Annotated in this window: 19 protein-coding genes; 10 read left to right on the top strand and 9 right to left on the bottom strand. The window is 41.7% G+C overall.

The window, feature by feature from the left end; genetic code table 11:
* Window positions 1–43 precede the first annotated feature (43 nt).
* Window positions 44–904, top strand: coding sequence for an acetyl-CoA carboxylase, carboxyltransferase subunit beta (gene accD / locus QM873_RS08195; protein ID WP_129822873.1), 861 nt, complete (start codon window positions 44–46; stop codon window positions 902–904).
* The gene (locus QM873_RS08190) at window positions 904–1,674 is read left to right on the top strand and encodes an acetyl-CoA carboxylase carboxyl transferase subunit alpha (protein ID WP_023022250.1); all 771 of its coding nucleotides are present in this window, start codon (window positions 904–906) and stop codon (window positions 1,672–1,674) included. The genes accD and QM873_RS08190 overlap by 1 nt, the downstream gene beginning before the upstream one ends.
* A gap of 50 nt (window positions 1,675–1,724) precedes the next feature.
* On the opposite strand, the gene serS is transcribed toward QM873_RS08190, so the two are convergent.
* From serS to QM873_RS08155, 7 genes are all read right to left on the bottom strand, one after another.
* Window positions 1,725–3,002, bottom strand: a complete 1,278-nt coding sequence (gene serS, locus QM873_RS08185) for a serine--tRNA ligase (RefSeq protein WP_123160935.1) — start codon at window positions 3,000–3,002, stop codon at window positions 1,725–1,727.
* A 216-nt stretch (window positions 3,003–3,218) separates the two neighbouring features.
* Complete coding sequence (locus tag QM873_RS08180; protein ID WP_123160934.1) at window positions 3,219–3,587, bottom strand: DUF956 family protein; 369 nt, start codon at window positions 3,585–3,587, stop codon at window positions 3,219–3,221.
* An 80-nt stretch (window positions 3,588–3,667) separates the two neighbouring features.
* The gene (locus tag QM873_RS08175) at window positions 3,668–4,579 is read right to left on the bottom strand and encodes a PTS system mannose/fructose/sorbose family transporter subunit IID (protein WP_023022256.1); all 912 of its coding nucleotides are present in this window, start codon (window positions 4,577–4,579) and stop codon (window positions 3,668–3,670) included.
* 18 nt (window positions 4,580–4,597) lie between these two features.
* Window positions 4,598–5,401 carry a PTS mannose/fructose/sorbose transporter subunit IIC gene (locus tag QM873_RS08170; RefSeq protein WP_023022258.1) on the bottom strand — a complete coding sequence of 268 codons (804 nt, stop codon included), beginning with the start codon at window positions 5,399–5,401 and terminating at the stop codon, window positions 4,598–4,600.
* 27 nt (window positions 5,402–5,428) lie between these two features.
* On the bottom strand, window positions 5,429–6,418 hold the full coding sequence (locus QM873_RS08165; RefSeq protein ID WP_120701222.1) for a PTS sugar transporter subunit IIB: 990 nt from the start codon (window positions 6,416–6,418) through the stop codon (window positions 5,429–5,431).
* 639 nt (window positions 6,419–7,057) lie between these two features.
* The gene (adhP, locus tag QM873_RS08160; protein ID WP_048715224.1) at window positions 7,058–8,080 is read right to left on the bottom strand and encodes an alcohol dehydrogenase AdhP; all 1,023 of its coding nucleotides are present in this window, start codon (window positions 8,078–8,080) and stop codon (window positions 7,058–7,060) included.
* A 291-nt stretch (window positions 8,081–8,371) separates the two neighbouring features.
* Window positions 8,372–9,184: a Cof-type HAD-IIB family hydrolase gene (locus tag QM873_RS08155; RefSeq protein WP_129822869.1), complete on the bottom strand. Its 813-nt coding sequence runs from the start codon at window positions 9,182–9,184 to the stop codon at window positions 8,372–8,374.
* Between the two features lie 254 nt (window positions 9,185–9,438).
* Here QM873_RS08155 and QM873_RS08150 point away from each other — a divergent pair, with 254 nt between their 5' ends.
* The 4 genes from QM873_RS08150 (at window position 9,439) to lytR (ending at window position 13,135) form a co-directional block, all read left to right on the top strand.
* Window positions 9,439–10,860: an NCS2 family permease gene (locus tag QM873_RS08150; RefSeq protein WP_006596891.1), complete on the top strand. Its 1,422-nt coding sequence runs from the start codon at window positions 9,439–9,441 to the stop codon at window positions 10,858–10,860.
* A gap of 123 nt (window positions 10,861–10,983) precedes the next feature.
* The gene (gene tsaE, locus QM873_RS08145) at window positions 10,984–11,433 is read left to right on the top strand and encodes a tRNA (adenosine(37)-N6)-threonylcarbamoyltransferase complex ATPase subunit type 1 TsaE (RefSeq protein ID WP_125375217.1); all 450 of its coding nucleotides are present in this window, start codon (window positions 10,984–10,986) and stop codon (window positions 11,431–11,433) included.
* A gap of 2 nt (window positions 11,434–11,435) precedes the next feature.
* The gene (locus tag QM873_RS08140; protein ID WP_414279139.1) at window positions 11,436–11,969 is read left to right on the top strand and encodes a GNAT family N-acetyltransferase; all 534 of its coding nucleotides are present in this window, start codon (window positions 11,436–11,438) and stop codon (window positions 11,967–11,969) included.
* Window positions 11,966–13,135, top strand: a complete 1,170-nt coding sequence (gene lytR / locus QM873_RS08135) for a glycopolymer--peptidoglycan transferase LytR (protein ID WP_414279138.1) — start codon at window positions 11,966–11,968, stop codon at window positions 13,133–13,135. The genes QM873_RS08140 and lytR overlap by 4 nt, the downstream gene beginning before the upstream one ends.
* Before the next feature lie 49 nt (window positions 13,136–13,184).
* Here the strand turns inward: lytR and QM873_RS08130 are convergent, their stop codons facing one another.
* Together QM873_RS08130 and QM873_RS08125 are read right to left on the bottom strand one after the other, a co-directional pair.
* Entirely contained in the window at window positions 13,185–13,481 is a 297-nt protein-coding gene (locus QM873_RS08130) for a hypothetical protein (RefSeq protein ID WP_195214381.1), read from the bottom strand.
* Window positions 13,482–13,494: 13 nt separating this feature from the next.
* Window positions 13,495–13,908 carry an HIT family protein gene (locus tag QM873_RS08125; RefSeq protein ID WP_126403819.1) on the bottom strand — a complete coding sequence of 138 codons (414 nt, stop codon included), beginning with the start codon at window positions 13,906–13,908 and terminating at the stop codon, window positions 13,495–13,497.
* A 67-nt stretch (window positions 13,909–13,975) separates the two neighbouring features.
* Between QM873_RS08125 and QM873_RS08120 the strand changes: the two genes are divergently transcribed.
* The 4 genes from QM873_RS08120 to trmB are packed head-to-tail and all read left to right on the top strand — an operon-like array spanning window position 13,976 to window position 17,226.
* A complete protein-coding gene (locus QM873_RS08120) occupies window positions 13,976–14,707 on the top strand; it encodes an ABC transporter ATP-binding protein (protein WP_125336180.1) in 732 nt (243 codons plus the stop codon).
* Complete coding sequence (locus QM873_RS08115; protein WP_414279137.1) at window positions 14,704–15,759, top strand: ABC transporter permease; 1,056 nt, start codon at window positions 14,704–14,706, stop codon at window positions 15,757–15,759. The genes QM873_RS08120 and QM873_RS08115 overlap by 4 nt, the downstream gene beginning before the upstream one ends.
* Window positions 15,760–15,799: 40 nt before the next feature.
* A complete protein-coding gene (gene ccrZ / locus QM873_RS08110; RefSeq protein ID WP_023022280.1) occupies window positions 15,800–16,594 on the top strand; it encodes a cell cycle regulator CcrZ in 795 nt (264 codons plus the stop codon).
* Complete coding sequence (gene trmB, locus QM873_RS08105; RefSeq protein ID WP_061564771.1) at window positions 16,591–17,226, top strand: tRNA (guanosine(46)-N7)-methyltransferase TrmB; 636 nt, start codon at window positions 16,591–16,593, stop codon at window positions 17,224–17,226. Before ccrZ ends, trmB begins: the two co-directional genes overlap by 4 nt.
* Window positions 17,227–17,346 lie beyond the last annotated feature (120 nt).

Raw genomic sequence — 17,346 nt, 5'->3', positions numbered from 1 at the left:
CGCGCACAATTACAAAGTTCTTTTACCAAGTAAGGAGAAGTTGATGGCTTTATTTTCTAAAAAAGATAAGTACATTCGAATTAATCCCAATCGGTCGGCCATTGAAGCACCTCAGCCGAAACCAGAGGTTCCAGATGAGTTGTTTTCTCAGTGTCCGGGCTGTAAACATACCATTTACCAAAAGGATCTAGGAAGTGAACGTCTGTGTCCTAAGTGTGGCTATACCTTCCGTATTTCTGCTGTAGAACGGCTTCAATTGACGATTGATCCAGGAAGCTTTATTGAACTGTTTACGGGTATTGAGACCAAGGACCCGCTTAAGTTTCCAAACTACAAGAAGAAATTGGCGACTGTTCGTGAATTAACAGGGCTTGATGAGGCTGTGTTAACAGGAACTGCAAAGATCGGGGGCCATCAAGTGGCTCTTGGTATTATGGATTCCAATTTTATCATGGCTTCTATGGGCTCTGTGGTCGGTGAAAAGATTACGCGTCTATTTGAATTGGCGACAGAAGAAAAGCTCCCAGTTGTGCTCTTTACCGCTTCTGGTGGAGCTCGGATGCAAGAAGGAATCGTCAGTTTGATGCAGATGGCTAAAATCTCTGCAGCTGTTCAAAGACACTCAAAAGCAGGCTTATTTTATCTGACAGTTCTAACAGACCCAACAACAGGAGGGGTAACGGCGTCATTTGCAATGGAAGGAGATATTATCATTGCAGAGAGTCAAGCCCTTGTGGGATTTGCAGGTCGAAGAGTGATCGAGTCTACCGTACGGGAACAGTTGCCAGATAATTTCCAAAAGGCTGAATTTTTGCAGGAGCATGGCTTTGTGGATGTGATTGTCCAGCGTAGTGATATGCGTTCAACAATCGCAGACTTGTTAGCCTTTCATGGAGGGAAGTAATGACAAGAATAACACAAATTATTAAAGAAGCTCGTGACCAAGGACGTTTGACAGCTCTTGATTATGCTCATGGAATTTTTGAAAACTTTATCGAACTACATGGAGATCGGAATTTCCGAGATGACGGTGCAGTGATTGGTGGAATTGGTTGGCTTGGAGATCAAGCGGTAACGGTTGTCGGGATTCAAAAAGGAAAGAATCTTCAGGATAACCTAAGTAGAAACTTTGGTCAACCCCACCCTGAAGGTTATCGAAAAGCTTTGCGTCTGATGAAACAGGCGGAGAAGTTTGGTCGTCCAGTAGTAACCTTCATCAATACCGCGGGTGCTTATCCGGGTGTTGGCGCTGAAGAACGGGGACAGGGTGAGGCTATCGCGCGTAACCTCATGGAAATGAGTGATTTAAAGGTTCCGATTATTGCAATTATCATCGGAGAAGGAGGCTCAGGTGGCGCCCTTGCTCTGGCTGTAGCGGACAAGGTCTGGATGTTGGAGAACTCTATCTATGCCGTCTTGAGTCCAGAAGGATTTGCCTCTATTCTCTGGAAAGATGGAAGCCGTGCCATGGAAGCTGCTGAGTTGATGAAGATTACTTCGCATGAGTTGTTAAATATGGATATTGTGGACAAGGTGATTCCGGAGCATGGTTTCTCAAATGGAGAACTACTAGCTCAAGTGAAGAAGGAAATTCAAGCAGAATTGAAGGAACTACAAGCTTTGTCTCTCGAAGATCTGCTAGAGCAACGCTACCAGCGTTTTCGTAAATATTAAAAAAACTGGGCTTGCAGATGCAAGACTCAGTTTTTTTATCTTATCTTATCTTATTTTGGTGCAATAACTTCAGCTCCACCCATGTATGGACGAAGGACTTCTGGAATGGTTACAGAACCATCTGCGTTTTGATAGTTTTCAAGAATAGCAGCGACGGTACGTCCAACAGCCAATCCAGAACCATTCAAGGTATGAAGAAGTTTCACTTTACCATCTGCTTCATCACGGTAACGGATTTGCGCACGACGGGCTTGGAAATCTTCTGTATTGGAACAGCTTGAGATTTCACGGTAGGTGTTTTGAGCAGGAATCCAAACTTCCAAGTCATAAGTCTTAGCAGCTGAGAAGCCCATATCTCCTGTAGAAAGAGCAACGACACGGTATGGCAAGTTTAGTTTTTGAAGGATGTTTTCAGCGTTGGCTGTCATTTTCTCCAATTCTTCGTATGATTCTTCCGGTTTGGCAAATTTGACCATTTCAACCTTATGGAATTGGTGTAAACGGATCAAGCCACGAGTATCTCGACCGGCAGAACCAGCTTCTGAACGGAAAGATGGGCTCATGGCAGTAAAGTAGATTGGCAAATCTTTGCCATCGATGATTTCATCACGGTAGTAGTTCGTTAGAGGCACTTCAGCAGTTGGGATCAAGACATAGTTAGTATCGCTGAGTTCAAAAGTATCTTCCTTAAATTTTGGATATTGCCCAGTACCAAACATAGAGTCATGGTTGACCATGTAAGGGGTGATGACTTCCGTATAGCCTTCCTTACCGTGCTCATCTAGCATAAAGTTGTAGATGGCACGTTCCAAACGAGCTCCCAGGCCTTTATAGAAAAGGAAGCGTGCACCAGTAACTTTCCCACCACGTTCCCAGTCAAGGATGTCTAAGTCCTCGCCAAGATCCCAGTGGGCTTTTGGTTCAAAGTCAAACTCACGAGGAGTTCCCCAACGGCGAACTTCTACGTTATCGTCTTCGTCTGCTCCAATAGGAACACTGTCAGCTGGGATGTTTGGAAGAGTAGTGGTAAATTCTGTCAATTTCGCATCGATTTCTGCCAATTCTGCATCCAAGGCTTTGACCTCTGCAGAAAGAGTTTGCATGGCAGCAATCTTATCATCTGCATTTTCTTTGTTGCGTTTGGCTTGGGCGATTTCAGCAGAAACGGTGTTACGCTCAGCCTTGAGGCCTTCTACTTTGACCAAGATGTCACGACGCTTGGCATCGATTTCTTTCATTTCGTTCAAGATGGCAGCATCTACACCGCGTGTCGCTAATTTTTCAGCAACTGCATCAAAGTCTGTACGAATCCGTTTAATATCTAACATAGCTTCTCCTTTAACAAAAAACACACCTGTCAGAGTGTTGGAGTGGCAGAGCCACGGTTCCATCCAACTTCACAGGTGTGCACTTGATTCGATATTGTATTTTAACTAAACGGTAGAATTCAATTAAGATTTCTATCTGCTCGCAGCAACCGCAGACTTTCTGAAAGATTTTCTTAATTTACTTATCCGTTTTCGTTTATTATACAAGAAAAGCAATTATTTTGCAAATAGATTTTTAATTTTAGCTACGATGGTTTGGATCAAGGTCGGTAGCTTGACAATTTTATCATTTCCTAAATGTTCTCGTGCAATTTTCAAGATTTTTCCCGAGTCTTTAGAAGCAAAGAGAAATTTTGATTCTTTGGTATAGATTTCAAAATGGCGGCTAATTTTACGTCCGGATACATTAGCTCCGATTTGTTCGATATCCTGCCAGGGAATTTGGATGTAGTCTTCAACATTTGCATCCGCATAAAATTCGAAAGCAGCATTCCCAACTAAAATTTTTCCAACCTTTCCTCCAACCCCTAGATAAGAGACACCAGTGGTATGGAATTCCACGGTTTTATTCTGTGATTGCGCCATGTGCTCCTCCTGTAACTATGTTCATTTCATTATATCATAATAAAAAGAAGGTCGAAACCTTCTTTTTTGTTGATCTTTGCTTACATCAAGCCCGCAACGTGTGCCAAGACACCGATGACAAAGAGGGCGATGATGATAGTGATAGGAGATACTTTCTTCTTAAGCAACCACATACAAGCAAAAGTAAGAAGTAAGCCCATCAAACCAGGAATCAATGAATCCAAGTTTTGTTGGAAAGTCGTAACTTTTTCCGGTGTTTGAGATAGGCCTGAACCAACTTGAGCGAAGGCTTCTTGGATTCCCTTGTATCCTTCAGGAAGTTTATCCCAGTGGATATAAGCTTTATCGTCTAGCTTAACTGATGAGACATTGAAGATAAATTTAATCGATACCCAACGTTCTACTAAGACAGCGAGGATAAACATCCCAAGGATAGAAGCTCCTTTAGTGATATCTTGCAAGATTCCACCAGACATATCTTTGGTAATTTCAGAACCGGCTTTGTATCCAAGTTCTTGGGTATACCACAAGAAGGACATACGAATTGCGTTCCATGCAAGGAAGAAGATGAGTGGACCAAGGATATTACCAGTCAAGGCAAGAGATGCACCAAGTGCTCCAAGGATCGGACGAACTGTAAACCAGAAGACTGGATCTCCGATACCAGCCAAAGGCCCCATCATACCAATTTTAACCCCTTGGATAGCAGCATCATCAATAGCAGCACCGTTTGCTTTTTCTTCTTCAAGGGCAAGAGTAACCCCGATGATTGGAGCAGCTACGTATGGGTGAGTGTTGAAGAACTCCATGTGACGCTCAAGAGCAGCCGCTTGGTCTTCTTTCTTGGTGTAGAGTTTTTTGATAGCTGGGATCAATGAGTAAGCCCAACCCAAGTTTTGCATCCGTTCGTAGTTCCAAGAACCTTGCAAGAAGGTTGAACGCCACCAAACTTTTTGACGATCTGATTTAGATAATTGTAATTTTTCAGTCATGATAGTGTCACACCTTTCTTAATAGTCTTCGAGAATATCGCCGATTGGGTCATTAGAAGTAGCGACTCCGCCACCTCCGTTGCCACCTTTCTTAGAAAGTGAAAGGTAAATCAAGGCAAGGGCAACACCAATCGCTCCAAGAGCAATCAAAGTTAATTCGCTGACGGCAGCAAGTGCAAAACCAATGGCAAAGAATGGCCAAACTTCACGGCTTGCCATCATGTTGATAACCATAGCATAACCAACGGCTACAACCATACCTCCACCGATTTGCATACCGTCTGACAACCAAGCAGGCATCGCTTCAAGCGCACCTTTAACAGTTTCAGCAGGGATCATCAACAAGAGGGCTGCAGGAATAGCGATACGAAGACCTTGAAGAAGAAGAGCTACAAAGTGAGCGCGTTCTACCCCTTTGATATCACCTTTTTTAGCAGCAGCATCGGCAGTGTGGACCAAACCAACAGAGAGAGTACGGACGATCATGGTCAAGAAAAGACCAGCGACTGCAAGTGGAATAGCCACACCTTGAGCCACAGCGATTCCTTTAGAACTAAAGTCACCACCAAGAACCAAGATAATCGCAGCAGCGACAGATGCAAGAGCAGCATCGGGTGCAACGGCAGCTCCAATGTTTGCCCAGCCAAGTGCAAGTAATTGAAGGGAACCACCAAGCATCACACCGGCAGTCAAGTTACCTGTTACCAAACCGATTAAGGTACAAGCAACAAGTGGTTGGTGGAATTGGAATTGGTCAAGGATACCTTCAAGACCTGCTAAGAAGGCAACAACGACCACTAATACCATAGAAATAATAGACATGTTTAAAATCCTTTCGTAAGTAATCGATTATTGAACGTTAGCTTTGTTAATTAAGTCAAACAAATCTTTCTTAGAGTCATTTGGCACTTTACGGACATCAAATTCTACTCCAAGATCACGCATTTTTTCAAATGTAGCCACATCTTCTTTATCCATTGACAACACATTGTTAACCATGGTTTTACCAGTTGAGTGGGCCATTGAACCAACGTTCAAGGTTTTAATCGGAACACCACCTTCGATGGCACGAAGAGCGTCTTGAGGTGTTTCAAATAAGATCAAAGCATGTGTTTCACCAAAGCGTGGATCTTTTGCGACGTCGATCAATTTTTGAATTGGGACTACGTTTGCTTTTACACCATTTGGTGCCGCCTGCTTAATCAACTCTTTACGGAGTTCATCTTTGGCAACTGAGTCTGAAGCAACGATAATGCGATCTGCTTTTGAATCAGGAGTCCAAGCAGTAGCGACTTGTCCATGAAGGAGACGAGTATCGAGACGAGCAAGGTTGATTTTGAGTTTGCCATCTCCAATCACTGTTCCCTCTGGAATAGCAGCTTGGGCAACAGGAGCAGCTGAAGCAGTGCTTGCTTCTTCGACAGGATTCAATTCTTCTGGAAGAGCTTTGATTCCATCTTTAGATTCTTTGATGATGTTTGCAGCGATTTGATCAACGCCTGCATTTGCATCCATCAAACGCTCTGTATAAGCTTGAATCAACATCGGAAGGTTTAATCCAGTGATGATCGCAAATTTACGATCTGGATTTTCCCCCATGACACGACTAGCTTGGTTAAATGGAGAACCACTCCAAAGGTCAGCCAAAACCAAGATTTCATCTTCTGCATCAAATGCGGCAACAGCAGCATTGAATTTAGCATAGAGATCATCTGGGCCTTCACTTGGCATGAACGTAACCACTTGAACTTTCTCTTGATCCCCAAAGATCATCGAGCCGGATTGGTGGATTCCAGCTGCAAATTCACCGTGGCTAGCAATAATGATACCAATACTCATTATTGACATTCCTCCTTATAAAATTTGTTTGACTTTCAGTTTAAGAAAACTTTAAGCTAATTTATTATAAAACGTTTTCATCATAAAGTCAATTTTTCAGTACTAAATTAAAGGAAAAAGAAGGTTTTTAATATATTAATTTGTTAATATTTATCTTCGAGTGCTAGCAGAGTTTTTTACGACTGAACTCGAAAAGCCTTTGGAAATCCTTGACAAAATGGGAGTGAAGGGGATTCGAAGTTTCTGAAAAGATAAGTAGTAGCTTCTGAGGGGTAAAATAAAGATATAGAAACTCCTTGTAGGCCCTGCTTATGAGAAAGTGAAAAAGACCAGCCCAATTGGGTTGGTCTCAGATTGAAGCCATAGTCTTATGAAAAACTTTCCTTAGGTGAGTACGGACGTCAGCGAACTTCTTCGAAGTTCCATAACTAATTATTGAGCCTAAGGTCTCAATAATTCCGAGTGTCTGAAACAATTGTGTTTCAAGCACTTTTCCCACAGCGGAAAGTTTTTTCCTTTTCTTAAATGACTAAAACGTAAAAGTCATTTAAGAAAATCATCTAGCTATTTTATGTAAAACAATAGTTTGTCTAAATTCAAAGACCAGCCCTCTTGGACTAGTCTTGTAGGTTCGTTTATTTAGTTAGTGAAGTCAAGTACCATACGTCCTTGAATGGTTCCGGCTTCCATTTCGTCAAAGACCTTAACAGCATCTTCTACTGGACGTTTTTGAACGACTGGCACTACCAAACCTTCTGCACCAAATTGGAAAGCTTCTTCTAAGTCTTTACGAGTTCCTACAAGAGAACCGATGACTTGGATACCATCTAATACTGTTTTCACAATGCTGAGCTCCATCATTTCAGAAGGAAGTCCGACTGCAACAACGCGACCACCCGCACGAACTGAATCTACTGCTTGGTTGAAGGCTACTTTAGAAACGGCTGTTACGACAGCAGAGTGAGCTCCACCATTTGTTTTTTCTTTGATCAATCCTGGGACATCTTCGACTTCACGACCATTAATGACAAAGTCTGCCCCAACTTCTTTAGCCAATTCGAGTTTATCATTGTTGATATCAACAGCGATGACATGAGCGTTGAAGACTTTCTTGGCATATTGAACAGCTAAGTTACCCAAGCCACCAGCTCCATAGATAACGATCCATTGGCCTGGTTCAGCTTTGGCTTCTTTGATAGCTTTGTAGGTTGTAACACCGGCACAGGTAATAGAAGAAGCTTGGGCTGGATCTAATCCCTCTGGTACTTTTACTGCGTAGTCTGCAGTTACGATACATTGTTCAGCCATTCCTCCATCAACAGAGTAACCAGCATTTTTTACAGTACGGCAAAGAGTTTCGCGACCAGTTGTACAGTATTCACAAGTGCCACATCCTTCGAAGAACCAAGCAACACTGACACGGTCACCAACTTTTAAACTTGTCACATCTGGAGCAAGTTCTTTAACAATCCCGATTCCTTCGTGTCCAAGAACACGGCCTGGAACTTTACCGAAGTCTCCGTGAGCAACGTGCAAGTCCGTGTGGCAGACACCACAGTATTCGATTTGAACAAGAGCTTCCCCTGTTTCTAATGGGCGCATCTCCTTGTTTGCAACAATTTCAACACCAGTACCTTCTGGATTTACAACAACAGCTTTCATAGTTTTCCTCCTCAAGAGCTTAGTTGAATTAGAGACGGTAATAAAACGAGAAGTAACATCACTTGAATCATTATCGTATGAAACGAGCTAGGCTCCTTTTTTATTTTTGTTATGTTAATTTTATCACAAACTCCATCAGTTAGCAAGCGTTTACATAGAAAAATTTTCTGAAAATAAACTTAATTGGTTAAATTATTTTCAGAAAAAGTCCCTATAAAGTTTCGTATGTTTGAGAAAACAAAAAAGCTTGAATCCTTTCTTGTAAAAGGTGATTCAAGCGATTCACTTTATTTATAGGAAGAGTTTTTCTAGTTGACGAGCAACGCCGTCCTGATCATTTGTATACTCGGTTTGTTTATCGGCATAGGGGAGGAGGACAGGATTGGCGTTTTTCATTGCATAACCAGTTCCTGCGAAAGCCAACATGTCTGTATCGTTTTGTTCGTCTCCAAAGGCAATCAGATCTTTCCGATTAAGTCCGTAAGTCTCGAGGAGATAGTTGAGGGCAAAGGCCTTATTGACGCCTTTTGGAGCACATTCAAGAATGTTGAGGGGACCACCCCAGCTATTGATTTCTAGCTCGTGATGGTAGTAATCACGCATTTCTTCGGCTAAAGCATACTTATCTTCAGCGCGTGTTTGAAAGAGGATAGCGTTTGGGTTTTCGGTAACTTTACGGGCTTCGAATTTTGTTTTGGAGGAGATTTTTGAAACCCCAAATAAGGCGGGATCAATCGTATGGTGGTAGGTATGGGTGACATAAAACTTATTTCGGTACTCTCCTGCAATAAAGTCCGCCTGGATGTCATTTTCTCTCTCGACCATATCGAGGAGGTATTTTTTATCAAGGGTCATGGATAGTTCTTTCGACCATTTTTTATTTGGAATATGAGTGAGAGCGCCGTTAAAGTTAATCATGGGACTTTCCAATCCCAATTCCTTATAGATGTGATCTGCCATTCGATAGGGACGCCCAGTTGTAATAATGACCTGGTGGCCTTGTTCACTGACTTTCCGGATGGTTTCAATCGTATAGGATGATAATTTGCTCTCAGAATTTAATAAGGTGCCATCTAAATCGACAGCAATTAGTTTTTTATTCATAGGAAGAATCCTTTCATTTGTATGGTTTTTCGAACTCTAAATAAGGAGTATAGAAGTGCCATATTTTAAGAAGAATGCTACCATTATACCAGATAAACAGGAAAATTTCAGTTTTTCAAATAGTAAATGATGTGGCACAAAAGATTATCCAGATGAATCTCTTGTAAAAGTGAATGATATTTGATAAGATATTAGTATTGTTCGTGATTGAGTCGCGAGCAGATTTATTTTTTTTTAAGGAGTTTATTAGAAAAATGGATAAGTTTTTTAAACTATCTGAACACGGAACGACGGTTCGTACAGAGGTATTAGCTGGTTTAACGACCTTCTTTGCCATGTCTTATATCTTGTTTGTAAACCCTCAAATGCTCTCCCAAACAGGAATGCCTGCTCAAGGAGTATTTCTAGCAACCATTATTGGGTCAGTCGTCGGGACTCTCATGATGGCTTTCTACGCGAATCTGCCTTATGCCCAAGCACCAGGAATGGGCTTGAATGCCTTCTTTACCTTTACAGTGGTATTTGGGATGGGCTATTCTTGGAAAGAAGCCTTGGGAATGGTCTTTATTTGCGGACTAATTTCTTTGGTTATCACATTAACCAATGTTCGGAAAATGATTATTGAGTCCATTCCAAATGCTTTGCGTTCAGCTATTTCAGCTGGTATCGGAATTTTCTTGGCCTATGTTGGAATTAAAAATGCTGGCTTGTTGAAGTTTTCTATTGATCCGCATACCTATACGGTGGCAGGAGAAGGGGCTGACAAAGCGAATGCAGCGATTACAGCAAATTCTGCAGCGGTCCCAGGACTTGTTAGTTTCAATAGTCCGACAGTCCTCCTTGCCTTGGCTGGCTTAGCCATTACTGTTTTCTTTGTCATCAAGGGCATTAAAGGAGGAATTATCCTTTCTATCCTTACGACAACAATCCTCGGTATTGTGTTTGGAATTGTTGATCTTTCAACGATTGACTTTGGTAGTACCCATCTTGGAGCAGCTGTCAATGATCTTGGCAAAATTTTTGGAGCTGCACTTGGTTCAGAAGGATTAGGTTCTTTGATTACCAATACTTCTCGTCTTCCTGAAACCTTGATGGCCATCTTGGCATTCTCCTTGACAGATATCTTTGATACGATTGGTACCTTGATTGGAACTGGTGAAAAAGTTGGTATTGTTGCCACAAATGGTGAAAATCATCAATCCGCTAAATTGGATAAAGCCCTTTATTCAGACCTTGTAGCGACATCTGTTGGTGCTATTGCAGGTACTTCGAATGTGACGACTTATGTTGAGTCAGCTGCGGGAATTGGAGCTGGTGGACGGACTGGTTTGACAGCCCTTGTAGTAGCCCTTTGTTTTGCTGTGTCAAGTATTTTTAGTCCCCTTCTTGCTATTGTACCGACAGCAGCGACAGCACCGATTTTGATCATCGTTGGGATCATGATGTTGAGTAGCTTGAAAAACATCCATTGGGATGATATGGCAGAAGCTGTACCAGCCTTCTTCACCTCTATCTTTATGGGGTTCAGCTATTCGATCACAAATGGGATTGCAGCAGGTTTTATTACCTATACAGTAACCAAACTGGTCAAAGGTGAAGCCAAAGAGGTTCACAGTATGATTTGGATTTTAGATGCTTTGTTTATCCTGAACTTTATCAGTATGGCCTTGCACTAGAATGGAAATAAAAAGAAGCTTGGACAAATGGTCCAAGCTTCTTTTTATTGTTTCAAGTGAGCTAGAAGGATGATTGACGAAAAATTGTGGGCAAGAATCAATTATTTTTGGTATAATGGTGGAATGAAAAGTCAAAATGAACAAGAGTTGATTGCGCTTGGGAAACAGTTGGGTCAACGATTAGAAAAACAGGATGTAGTGATTCTGACTGGAGATTTGGGGGCAGGAAAAACAACCTTTACAAAAGGCCTTGCTCAAGGTTTGGACATTCGCCAGATGATCAAAAGTCCTACTTATACTATCGTGAGAGAATATGAAGGCCGCTTGCCCTTGTATCACCTGGATGTCTATCGTATTGGGGACGATCCAGATTCGATTGATTTGGATGACTTTTTATTTGGTGAAGGGGTTACCGTCATTGAATGGGGAGAGTTGCTAGAGACCAGTCTTCCTGCTGGATATTTAAAGGTTGAATTGCTCAAGGATGGTGACGGACGCGAGATACGCTTGTCAGCTGTCGGGGAACGTGCAGAACAATTAAGGGAGTCATTTCTGACTTCTGTAGGAGCTTGAAGATGGAACAGGTACTAGATCTCTTTTTGAAAGAGGCTGAAGTGTCGGATGCACAGTCTTTACTCGACTTTTTTAAAGATGTAGCGACTGAATCTGATTTTACGACCTTATCTTCAGAAGGACTTGGGATGACCAAGCAAGAGTTAGAAATCTTTGCTGAAACACAAGCACAAACAGACAACCAATTATGTCTTTTGTTATACTTGGGTGAGGATTTGGTAGGTGTCTTAAATATTGCGGCGGATCAAAATAGGGCCTTGCGTCATATTGGAGATGTCTTTATCGTTGTTCGAAAAGCCTATTGGAATAAAGGCTTGGGTCGTATTCTCCTAGAAGAAGGAATCGCATGGGCAGAAGGTACCAACCTCCTTCGGAAATTAGACCTCAGTGTCCAAGTTCGAAATGAACGGGCCGTCCATCTCTACCAAACGCTAGGATTTGAAATTGAAGGTCTCCGCAAGAGGGGCGTATACAAGGAAGGGGAATATCTGGATGTTTACCTCATGGGCAAACTGATAGATGGACAGAATCTATGATTAAAAAAATTCTATTAATGTTTTTTAGTTTGTTGGCCGTAACGACAATCGGGCTTGGAGCCTATGGGCTGACCATCCTCAATCAGTCGACAAATTCGTTGAGTAAGACTTATAAAGGGATTGGGGATGAAAACAATGTCATCGCAGAAAACAAACCAATGACCATCTTACTCATGGGAGTCGATACTGGATCAGGCTCAAGAGAGGATCAGTGGGTAGGGAATAGTGATACCATGATTCTCGTGACAGTGAATCCACAGACGCGTGAAACAACGATTATGAGTTTGGAACGGGATATCTTGACCAATATTACGCAAGATGGAGAAACTGTACAAGCTAAGCTAAATGCGGCTTATGCTCAAGGTGGAGCAGAATTGGCCATTAAAACCATCCAAGATTTGATGAATATTCATATCGACCGTTATGCGATGATCAATATGAAAGGCCTGGTCCAACTGGTTGATAAGGTCGGCGGTATCACGGTAAACAATCCATTTGATTTTGATATTTCGATTGAAGAAAATGAACCGGAATACACAGCGAAAATTCCACCAGGTCGTCAAGAGATTGATGGAGAGCAAGCCTTGGTATACTCACGGATGCGTTACCAAGATCCAGAAGGAGACTATGGCCGTCAAAAACGCCAACGGGAAGTCATCGAAAAGATCATCAAGAAAGTATTGACTTTGGATGGTCTGAGCAACTATCAAGGAATTATTGAAGCAGTTAGTGATAATATGCAGACCAATATCTCCTTGGATACGAATAGCTTGATGCAGTTGATGGGGTATCGAGATGCCTTGAAGAACATTCGTATGGAACAGTTGAAAGGGGAAGATGCCACCCTAGCGGATGGTGGAAGTTACCAAATCGTTACTTCAGAACACCTGTTGAAGATGCAGAATATTCTGCGTAAAAGTCTGGGCTTATCACCTGTAAGCAAGCTCAAAACAAGTGCCGTTCTATTGGATGGCGACGAAACTGGGGGAAGCGTTTCATCAGAAAGTGGTGAAAGTCCAGTAGAGGCGAGCCAGGATACTGGTGGAGGCTATTACGATCCTTCCTATGTTCCAGAAACTTCTGTAAGCTCAGAAGCAGTTACGCCAAACCAACCGACAGTGCCACCTTATACGGATACAACAGTAGCTGGTACCGGAGGAAACTAAGTCAAAAAATAAAAAGGTTTTGAGATAGCAATCTCAAAACCTTTTTTAGTTAGTCATTCGTTTTAGATTTCTCAGACCAAATAGTTTGGATTTGTTCTACAGAAGCGTTGGCTTGCTGAGAGAAGACCCTTGCTTTATAGGAAAAGTCTTCCAGTAATTGATTTAAAAGGACTCTTTGCTCTTGGATGATTTCAATATTCTTTTTGATTATTGAAAGGTTTGATTGGATTCCATCCGTGAGTTGTTTAGTTTCGTTGAATTCATTTTTCAGTGGTTCGCGATTTTTAACAAGTTGATAGCTGATGGTTGCTCCAGTCGCGAACCAAAATAGATCTCTTAATTTCATAGTAAGCTCCTTTTTAATGGTTTGAGATATCCTTGGCTAATTGGGCAAGGCGGTCAAAATCAGGCTCGTGGGCAATGAAATCAATCTTTAAATCGTCCTCTTGAGAGTAGCGTGGAAGAATATGCACATGGGTGTGGAAGACAGACTGACCCGCAATTTCTTCCATGTTACTAATGATATTCATTCCTTGAGGCTGTGTAGCACTTTCCACTTTTTTGGTGACTCTTGAAACGATGTTAAAAAGGGCAGCCGTTTCATCTGGTGTCATCTCCAATAGATTACGGGCATGTTTTTTTGGAATCACAAGGGTATGGCCTGGAGTGACCTGTGAGATATCTAAAAAAGCAAGAAAATGGTCATCTTCGTAGACCTTAGAAGCAGGAATTTCTCCGGCAACAATCTTACAAAAAATACAATCCGAAACCATAAATGTACCTCAATTTCGCTAGATTTTGTTATAATATAAGAACATTATACCAGAAAGCTAAGAAAATATGTTAGAAATAAAAAACCTGACAGGAGGCTATGTCAATATCCCTGTCTTGAAAGATGTTAGTTTTGAGGTTGGCGATGGTCAATTAATTGGATTGATTGGCTTGAATGGAGCAGGGAAATCAACGACCATAAATGAAATTATAGGTTTACTGCGTCCCTATGCTGGCGAAATCCGGATCGACGGTTTGACTTTAGCTACTTCTCCAAGTGCCTATCGCCAAAAAATTGGTTATATTCCTGAAACACCGAGCCTTTATGAGGAGTTAACCCTGCGTGAGCATATTGAGACAGTGGCGATGGCCTATGACTTGGATCAGGAAGCAGTTTTTGCGCGTGTGACTCCTCTCTTGAAGCAATTTCGACTAGAGGAAAAATTGGATTGGTTTCCTGTCCATTTTTCTAAGGGGATGAAACAAAAGGTCATGATTATTTGTGCCTTTGCTGTTGATCCAAGTTTGTTTATTGTCGATGAGCCTTTCTTAGGTTTGGATCCAGTTGCGATCTCAGATTTAATTCAATTATTGAAGGTGGAAAAAGAGAAGGGGAAATCTATTTTAATGAGTACCCATGTTCTGGATTCTGCTGAAAAAATGTGTGATGCCTTTGTCATCCTCCATAAGGGACAGGTCCGTGCTCAGGGGACTTTAGAGGATTTGCGGACAGAATTTGGAATGGCAGATGCAGATTTGAATGAGATTTACCTTGCACTAACAAAAGAGGCTGACCGATGATTGAAGTTTTACAAAAGAGGAAGACGACCTTTCGCAATCAGTGCTTAAAATATTCTCGCTATGTGTTTAATGATCACTTTGTCCTCTTTCTCCTGATTTTTCTAGGCTTTTTAGCGGTTCAGTACAGTCAATTTTTGCGCTCCCTACCAGAAGATAAGAGCCTTCTCCTCCTTGTACTTGCCCTTGCTCCTTTGCTCCTGCTTCCAATTGGTTCCATCGCAACCTATTTTGAGAAGCCAGACATGATTTTCCTTCTGGCAAAAGAAGAGCAATTGAAAGGCTATTTGAACCAACAGACCTTACGAGCGACTATTTTCTGGGGGATTGTGCAAACCCTTGTGCTCGTCCTGTTTGTCCCTTTGGCTCTGGCTCTAGGACTGTCTCTTACCATTGTAGTGGTTTATTTGACTCTTCTCTTCTTGTTGAAAGTTCTTGTTTTTCAAGGAAAGGGGAAAAGATTCTATAACCAGGCGGGTCTTGATTGGGAGCGAATCGTAGAGCTTGAAAATCTGAGAAAGCAAAGTATTCTAAGGTTTTTTGCCCTTTTTACAACAGTAAAAGGAATGACTAATAGCGTAAAACGGCGGGCTTATTTAGACACGCTGACAAAAATAGTCCCGAAAGTCAGTGGCAAGACCTGGAACAACCTGTATCTCCGTTCTTATCTCAGAAATGGAGATCTGTTTTCCATGAGTCTGCGTCTATTAGGACTATCAATAGCTGTCTTTCTCTTCATCCCGCAAACACTAGTAGCAGTGGCTGTCGCTGGACTTTTGAATTATTTACTTGTTTTTCAATTGCTCGGACTCTACAAGGCCTTTGACTATCAGTATTTAACGCGACTCTTCCCCTTGGAAATCAGTGCTAAAACACGAGGGCTTCTTCAAACAGTTCAATCGGTGACTTTGTTTGTGGTTCTTGTCGAGGGAGGACTGGGATTACTGGTCTTTGAAGAGAAAATTCTCGTCCTGGCCTTGCTAGCTTTCACAGCCTTTTTAGCCTATGGTTATGCACCTTTCAAGGTGAGACGATTAGTTGACGAAACGCTTTAAAATTAGTAAAATAGATGGGAAACTTTTTACGGAGGAAGAGATGGACTCGAACGAAAAAGAGCTAACGTTAACCCCAATTGCTGGTAAAAGCGGAAAAGCCTTTATGGGGACTTATCCGGATGGGGGGAAAGTATTTGTCAAAATGAATACGACTCCAATATTAGCAGGGTTAGCTAAAGAACAAATTGCTCCACAACTCTTATGGAGCCGACGCTTACCTGACGGAAATGTGATGAGCGCACAAGAATGGTTAAATGGAGAAATTTTAACTCCAAATGGGATGGGAAAAAAGCAAGTGGTTCATATCCTGACTCGTTTGCACCGTTCACGCCCCTTGATGACGCAATTGAGAAAGTTGGGCTACACAGCTGAGTCGCCATTGGATTTATTGAATTCTTTGAGCAGTCAGTTGCCAATTGCTTTGCGTCAAAACAATTATTTGCAATCTGTATTAAAGAGTTTACGACAGACTGTTCCAGCTTTTCGAGAAGATTATGCAACCATTGTCCACGGAGATGTCCGTCACAGTAACTGGATTGAAACGGATAGTGGATTTATCTACTTGGTAGATTGGGATTCTGTCCGCTTAACAGATCGGATGATGGATGTGGCTCATGTTTTAAGTCACTACATTCCAGATTCCCAGTGGCAGGATTGGTTGGTCTATTACGGCTATAAGTACAATGAAACTGTATTTGGTAAATTGTACTGGTTTGGTCAATACTCTTTCCTTTGTCAGATTGTAAAATACTATGAAAACAATGATTTAGAGAATGTGAACCGGGAAATTTATGCCTTGCGTAATTTCCGGTCAAAATATGGGAAGGAAGCATGAGAGTTAGAAACCGTAAAGGTGCAACCGAATTATTAGAAGCCAATCCGCAATATGTCATTTTGAAGCCAGAAGAAGCCAAAGGGAAGTGGCATGAGATTTTTGGAAATGACCATCCTATTCATATTGAAGTGGGAAGTGGTAAAGGTGCCTTTATCACTGGAATGGCAAAACAAAATCCAGACATTAACTATATCGGGATTGATATTCAAAAATCAGTATTAAGTTATGCTTTGGATAAGGTGTTAGAAGCTAACGTTCCCAATATCAAGTTGCTTTGGGTAGACGGGGATAGCTTGACCAATTACTTTGAAGACGGTGAGATTGATCAATTGTATCTCAATTTTTCAGATCCTTGGCCGAAGAAACGCCATGAAAAACGTCGTCTAACCTACAAGAGTTTCTTAGATACCTTCAAACAGATTTTGCCAGAACATGGTGAGATTCATTTCAAGACGGACAATCGAGGACTCTTTGAATACAGTTTGGTGAGTTTTTCTCAGTATGGAATGACCTTGAAGGGTGTCTGGCTAGATCTTCATGCTAGTGATTTTGAGGGAAATGTCATGACCGAATATGAAAAGAAATTCTCAAGTAAGGGTCAGGTCATTTATCGGGTTGAAGCACAATTTTAAAGTCTAGTTAAGGATTGACGTCTCCTGAAAAGGAGGCGTTTTTCTTTTGGATAAAAGCTGGATGAATGAGGAAGGCGAAATTCTTGCATTTTGACGGAACTTGTGCTAGAATGTTTAAAA

It is taken from the genome of Streptococcus australis (assembly GCF_047463015.1).
GTDB classification, from domain to species: domain Bacteria; phylum Bacillota; class Bacilli; order Lactobacillales; family Streptococcaceae; genus Streptococcus; species Streptococcus australis_F.
The sequence above is the reverse complement of the archived record's forward strand: the minus strand, read 5'-3'. Positions and strand labels throughout refer to the sequence as shown.

Coding starts and splice junctions, on each gene's coding strand:
- accD (WP_129822873.1), top strand. CDS start 44: ATGGCTTTATTTTCTAAAAAAGATAAGTACATTCGAATTAATCCCAAT.
- QM873_RS08190 (WP_023022250.1), top strand. CDS start 904: ATGACAAGAATAACACAAATTATTAAAGAAGCTCGTGACCAAGGACGT.
- serS (WP_123160935.1), bottom strand. CDS start 3,002: ATGTTAGATATTAAACGGATTCGTACAGACTTTGATGCAGTTGCTGAA.
- QM873_RS08180 (WP_123160934.1), bottom strand. CDS start 3,587: ATGGCGCAATCACAGAATAAAACCGTGGAATTCCATACCACTGGTGTC.
- QM873_RS08175 (WP_023022256.1), bottom strand. CDS start 4,579: ATGACTGAAAAATTACAATTATCTAAATCAGATCGTCAAAAAGTTTGG.
- QM873_RS08170 (WP_023022258.1), bottom strand. CDS start 5,401: ATGTCTATTATTTCTATGGTATTAGTGGTCGTTGTTGCCTTCTTAGCA.
- QM873_RS08165 (WP_120701222.1), bottom strand. CDS start 6,418: ATGAGTATTGGTATCATTATTGCTAGCCACGGTGAATTTGCAGCTGGA.
- adhP (WP_048715224.1), bottom strand. CDS start 8,080: ATGAAAGCTGTTGTTGTAAATCCAGAAGGTACTGGTGTTGAAATTGTT.
- QM873_RS08155 (WP_129822869.1), bottom strand. CDS start 9,184: ATGAATAAAAAACTAATTGCTGTCGATTTAGATGGCACCTTATTAAAT.
- QM873_RS08150 (WP_006596891.1), top strand. CDS start 9,439: ATGGATAAGTTTTTTAAACTATCTGAACACGGAACGACGGTTCGTACA.
- tsaE (WP_125375217.1), top strand. CDS start 10,984: ATGAAAAGTCAAAATGAACAAGAGTTGATTGCGCTTGGGAAACAGTTG.
- QM873_RS08140 (WP_414279139.1), top strand. CDS start 11,436: ATGGAACAGGTACTAGATCTCTTTTTGAAAGAGGCTGAAGTGTCGGAT.
- lytR (WP_414279138.1), top strand. CDS start 11,966: ATGATTAAAAAAATTCTATTAATGTTTTTTAGTTTGTTGGCCGTAACG.
- QM873_RS08130 (WP_195214381.1), bottom strand. CDS start 13,481: ATGAAATTAAGAGATCTATTTTGGTTCGCGACTGGAGCAACCATCAGC.
- QM873_RS08125 (WP_126403819.1), bottom strand. CDS start 13,908: ATGGTTTCGGATTGTATTTTTTGTAAGATTGTTGCCGGAGAAATTCCT.
- QM873_RS08120 (WP_125336180.1), top strand. CDS start 13,976: ATGTTAGAAATAAAAAACCTGACAGGAGGCTATGTCAATATCCCTGTC.
- QM873_RS08115 (WP_414279137.1), top strand. CDS start 14,704: ATGATTGAAGTTTTACAAAAGAGGAAGACGACCTTTCGCAATCAGTGC.
- ccrZ (WP_023022280.1), top strand. CDS start 15,800: ATGGACTCGAACGAAAAAGAGCTAACGTTAACCCCAATTGCTGGTAAA.
- trmB (WP_061564771.1), top strand. CDS start 16,591: ATGAGAGTTAGAAACCGTAAAGGTGCAACCGAATTATTAGAAGCCAAT.